The sequence below is a fragment of the Paenibacillus sp. 01T422 genome, assembly GCF_056398785.1.
This window is the reverse complement of sequence record NZ_JBFTQB010000577.1, coordinates 1-4,773: the sequence shown is the minus strand read 5'-3', so window position 1 is coordinate 4,773 and position 4,773 is coordinate 1. Positions and strand designations below refer to the sequence as shown.

The window sequence follows — 4,773 nt, the reverse complement described above, 5'->3', positions numbered from 1 at the left end:
CCTCTGTTGTAAACAGAATATGGACCAATCCGACCACAACAACCCAAGATATGAAATGTGGTATATAAATGAGACTTTGTACGGTTCGCTTGAACACTTCCTTACGAATCTCATTGAGCATAAGTGCAACGAAGATCGGTAGCGGGAAGAAGAAAAAGATGTTGTAGATTGCTAATATAAACGTATTTTTGAATAGTAATGTAAACTCTGGCTCGCTGAAGAAGGTTCGGAAGTGCTCGAGGCCGACCCAATCACTCCCCCAAAATCCAGTGAAAGGCGAGTAATCCTGAAATGCGATTAGTACCCCCCACATCGGTGCATATTTAAAAATAAGAAAATACAAGACACCAGGGGTAAGCATGTAATAGAGCCAGCGATTTTTGAGCAGTCTTTTTTTCAACACGTTTGTGGATAAAAGAGAGGCACGTTTGACGCCGGCGTCCACCGTCGTTGCCTTCATGAGAATGACCTTCCTTTCTGCATGGTGCGTTTGAATAAAATGATCATAGCATCGTATTGAGTAACCGGATACAATCATCAGAAAGCCAGTTGTATACGCTTACAACATTGGCGTTTTAGGTAATCAATAATCATCATATAACCTCGGATAATCATTATAACGCTTATATAGCTGAGAAGGCTGCCGATCATTTGATGTCGGCAGCCTTCTATCATGTACTAATCTGTAATTAGGTAACTCCGGAACTCTCGGAACTTCGCTGAAAATTCCACCTTCAACGTCGGGATGTACTCGGGATAGGCTTCACTTTAACTTGTACAGGTGATAATTGGAGAGACCATTCATCTCCAAATAGTCCTTTCAAATCATAGCCCCACATCCATAAGGAACCATCTTGCTTGATGACTGCGTCCGTATTATAACCCGCAAATACAGCAGTAACGTCCGCTAAACCCTCCACTTGATAAAGAGAGCGATAATTTTCTTCAGCCATCGAGTTAGATATGTGTGCAAAATCTCGCGGGAAATAACCCATAGACCAGACAGTTCCGTCTTTCTTCAGCGCTAAAAAGTGTTCATTAGTAATAGAAACATCAACAATGTCGGTCAAACCATCTATCGGTGCTGGCGGCTCATCTATACCGGAGCCATCATATTGTGGATTAGACAGAGAACCACCTCCCCATATCCACACGGTACCGTCCTTTTTCAGAGCAAGCTGATCAGCGGAAGAACCGTGACCGAGTTTTACAATGTCTGTGAGTCCTTGAATCTGAATAGGATTATTGGAGCGCATCACATTGAATATATCACAATCCCTGAGGCCACATTCCCATGTCCAAACCGTTCCATCGTCCTTGAGAATCGTTGTACCTGATAAATCTTTGATATGATCAATTCCGTTGACAAGTACTGGCTCCTTCTGCAAAGAAGGAAAATACGCTTCCCAGTCGCCTGTTTTGCTAAAACTAGGGATATCATTCCATATCCAGAGCTTTCCGTCCCTATCGACGGCCTTGTAATGTTCAATTATCACTATGTTTTGAAGATTTGGAACTTGTGTCAACAATTTTGGAGTAAACAGCCCCCATTTGTCTTTTTCCGCGCTCGTAGATGACTCTACATACTCAACATTCCACACAGTACCGTCATCTTTTAAAGCAAATGCAGAGCGCGAACTGGCAACAATGCTTGTAATCTTGTTCAAGCCATCTACCTTTTCCAGATGCCCCGGGTAGCGAATCAGATCCATCCTATACGCGCGTGATGAAATAGATGTGCCCCAAACATCACCTTTATCGTCCAACACATAAGGAAGACCTCCTACATCAGTGATATGGACTGCTTTCGCATCTTCTGACACAGGCGTTGCGACTTCAGCTTGTACCGATGGCGATGCACCGAGGAATAATGATAAAGCCATACTCGAGAATAAAATAAACATTGCCATCTTACTTGTCATCAAACCTAATTTCATTGCACCAATCCTCCACGTTTCGTTTATACCAATCTACAATCGGTCATATTTATCTGACGCTCATTCTCCAAGAAAGTTTCACCTTTTTATCCAAAATACGGAAATTATATTCATGCACCGTTCTGCGACACACGAAAAGAGGCTACCCCTTAGCGGCAGCCCCCAGTTGTTCTTTATTAAGCATTCCTTTCTCATGCTTTTAATCAAAACCCTCCAGACCAATAAATAAGAACAGGTAAATAAAGAAAGCTAGCAGCCGTCGTTATCGCTACGTTGACTGAAACGAGCTCTTTATCACCTCCGTACTTTTCCATAAGCACCAGAGAATTAATAGCGGCAGGCATAGAAGACTGAACGAATAAAACCGAAGCTTCAAGACCATGAAGACCAAGCAACTTAATGGTCAGCAAAGACAGAAGAGGCACTCCTACAATTCGCATTATGATAGAAATCCACAGTTCGCGTCTCATGCTCGCACGCCAGTTTGTTTTTTTGAGTTGCATACCTAGCATAAGCAAAACGATAGCAGCGTAAGCTCCGCCAATAAGCTCCAAGCCAGCATGTAAGCTCTTCGGTAATGGAATTTGGAACAAATACAGTACTAGACCTGCCGCAGCCGCATAAATCAGAGGGTTTCGTACCATTTTGGCAGCAGCTTGCTTTGGGCTAAAGGAACTGCGCGAGGCAATGTACATACCGAGTGTATTCACAAGTACAATATGTAAGACTACATTCGTGACTCCAATGGCAAAGCCAGCATTTCCAAATGCAAGAAGCAGTAAAGGTAACCCGTAATTATTCGAGTTGGCAAAGATAGTCGTCAGTTCCATGGCCCGTAAAGAAGGCGTATTAAATCGCAATAATTTCCCAACAAGAAGGGAAGCCAGCCAGCAAAGAATAGTCTGAATAACCGTAAATAAGGCAATATGGGCAAAAGAGGAGCTATTTAATTCGCTGCCTGAAACAGCACTTACAATAAGGCATGGCGAAAGTACAAACAAGCTCAAATCCGCCAACACCTTCGAATCGGGCGATTTGTACTTCTGATACAGATAACCGAGAAAGCAAGCCAGCAGGATCGGTACACTTACCGTCCCAAACAAAGATACGTAGCTGCTAATGACATTAACCTCCTTCAATCGAGCCAGTTTTAATTATTCATATATCATATATTCAAATTATTTATTGGTCTAATATATAATCGGAATTAACTTTATAGGTAAAAACAATAATCATGCTATTACGTTTAAACATTTCCCAAAATTTTCTTTGTTACGTGTTTCAAATATATCCCAACTGGTTTACATATGATCTATAGCACTAAAATAAATCATACCGTTGGGAGAGTGTTACATGATGAGTTCCTTCAAAACAAAATTGTTTATGCTTATTGCAAGTTCGAGTTTAATGGTTCCAAGTGTGATTAGCGCTGCAACTGCTGAGACCGTAGATACGCCACCCTTTATGTACAATAACGGCTTTATTCAAACTTATGTTCATGGTACCTATGTACCTGGTTTTTATTTAAATGTTGATGAAGATACAGTAGCAGCATATGTCCCCGGGGGCGTAGGACTAATTGCGGTCGATAAGGATGCTGTTTTACCGGAAGGTTCCAAATTCTTAGATTAGGATCATCCACATTCAATTCGAGCATTGAGTCTCAGTAAGAACAAAAAAACAAAGGGGCTTACCCCTTTGTTTTTTTATTTAGCCAGCCATATGATTGACAGAATGCTTGGTATCGAAAACAGAAATGTGGTCTACTTTCCCACTTGATTTGGGAATAATAAATTTAAGTTGAAACTCATCGGTTGCTTTATAGGTGTAGGGCTAGCTATTGAATCAGCTGGACTAGCTGCTGGTTTTTCATTTGATGTGCATGCTGTGAACACAAGCATACTTGCTATTAACATAGGATATACCGCTGCTTTTTTATTATACTTTTTCATAAATTGCCTTCTCTCCTGAATGTTTGCTTGCTACATTATACAAACGAATACAGGATGATTTTTGTTGCAAAAATAATATGTTTTTAAATTTATTCCATTTTTACATGGACCTGAAAACTCACTTTTAAATTAGGATAATAATCTTCTCTCCAGTTTTTCAATTCATGATAAGGAATTCGATTACGGTAATGCTGGCCAAGCCCGAAAATATCTGTTTTGTTTCTTTGGGCTTGGTCGAACAACTCGTAAAATCGCTTTTCGATCAGCTGCTCAAGTTCGCTTTGTATTTGATCATTTGTGACGCCTTCTCTTTTTTCTAAAATCTCTATTTTTAAAGATAAATCGCTTGACACCATCAGCTCATCCATTTTCCTTGATGGTTTTATTTGTAATGAGCTATTTTTCACCATGATGCTGGCGTATCCCAGGTTCTCTACAACTCCTTTTGCATGATGGTTATGAAACAAATTAACGAATTGATTTTCACTCGGACTAATTTTCTCCATTATTTTTCCATTTTTCAATACAGCGGCTCCCTCAAAGCTTAATAAAGTATCTTTTCCGGAATTAATAATCGGAACAGCTATATCATTTGTATATGAAAATAAACTTCGATAAATTTCCCAAATGCGAGTGGTCGAGATTTCCGGTGCCCAATCGGTCCCTTTATAGAAATAGTCAATGATAGAGGTTGCATGGGCATCAAGTTTTTCGTTAATATTGGCAAACATTTTCTCGATATTTTCATCAGTTAGGGCTAACAAAGCGATTGAAGGTAATTCCTTGGATTTCATTAAAAACTTTATCACTTCACTTAAATCTTTTTTGTCATTGGTCAAATTATTCTGGATGATAATTAATCGTACTTGTTTGTAGTACAAGGC

Annotated in this window: 5 protein-coding genes and 1 pseudogene; 1 reads left to right on the top strand and 5 read right to left on the bottom strand. The window is 40.0% G+C overall.

The genetic code is table 11. The features are described 5' to 3' along the window. The 3 genes and pseudogenes from AC1DUA_RS26330 to AC1DUA_RS26320 all read right to left on the bottom strand — a co-directional run. Window positions 1-460: pseudogene (locus AC1DUA_RS26330) on the bottom strand (sugar ABC transporter permease); the annotation flags it as partial. 274 nt (window positions 461-734) lie between these two features. Next, window positions 735-1,937, bottom strand: a complete 1,203-nt coding sequence (locus tag AC1DUA_RS26325; protein ID WP_477502589.1) for an RCC1 domain-containing protein — start codon at window positions 1,935-1,937, stop codon at window positions 735-737. A gap of 203 nt (window positions 1,938-2,140) precedes the next feature. Further along, on the bottom strand, window positions 2,141-3,076 hold the full coding sequence (locus AC1DUA_RS26320; RefSeq protein ID WP_477502588.1) for an AEC family transporter: 936 nt from the start codon (window positions 3,074-3,076) through the stop codon (window positions 2,141-2,143). Window positions 3,077-3,290: 214 nt separating this feature from the next. Between AC1DUA_RS26320 and AC1DUA_RS26315 the strand changes: the two genes are divergently transcribed. Continuing rightward, on the top strand, window positions 3,291-3,569 hold the full coding sequence (locus AC1DUA_RS26315; protein WP_477502587.1) for a hypothetical protein: 279 nt from the start codon (window positions 3,291-3,293) through the stop codon (window positions 3,567-3,569). Between the two features lie 131 nt (window positions 3,570-3,700). On the opposite strand, the gene AC1DUA_RS26310 is transcribed toward AC1DUA_RS26315, so the two are convergent. Together AC1DUA_RS26310 and AC1DUA_RS26305 are read right to left on the bottom strand one after the other, a co-directional pair. Next, window positions 3,701-3,889, bottom strand: a complete 189-nt coding sequence (locus AC1DUA_RS26310) for a hypothetical protein (RefSeq protein ID WP_477502586.1) — start codon at window positions 3,887-3,889, stop codon at window positions 3,701-3,703. Window positions 3,890-3,978: 89 nt separating this feature from the next. Further along, on the bottom strand, window positions 3,979-4,773 hold a 795-nt coding region (locus AC1DUA_RS26305), incomplete at its 5' end, for a Ger(x)C family spore germination C-terminal domain-containing protein (protein ID WP_477502585.1).

What these genes read in the sequence shown, in the direction of transcription:
- AC1DUA_RS26315 (WP_477502587.1), top strand. Translation starts at nt 3,291, where the DNA reads ATGATGAGTTCCTTCAAAACAAAATTGTTTATGCTTATTGCAAGTTCG.
- AC1DUA_RS26310 (WP_477502586.1), bottom strand. Translation starts at nt 3,889, where the DNA reads ATGAAAAAGTATAATAAAAAAGCAGCGGTATATCCTATGTTAATAGCA.
- AC1DUA_RS26325 (WP_477502589.1), bottom strand. Translation starts at nt 1,937, where the DNA reads ATGAAATTAGGTTTGATGACAAGTAAGATGGCAATGTTTATTTTATTC.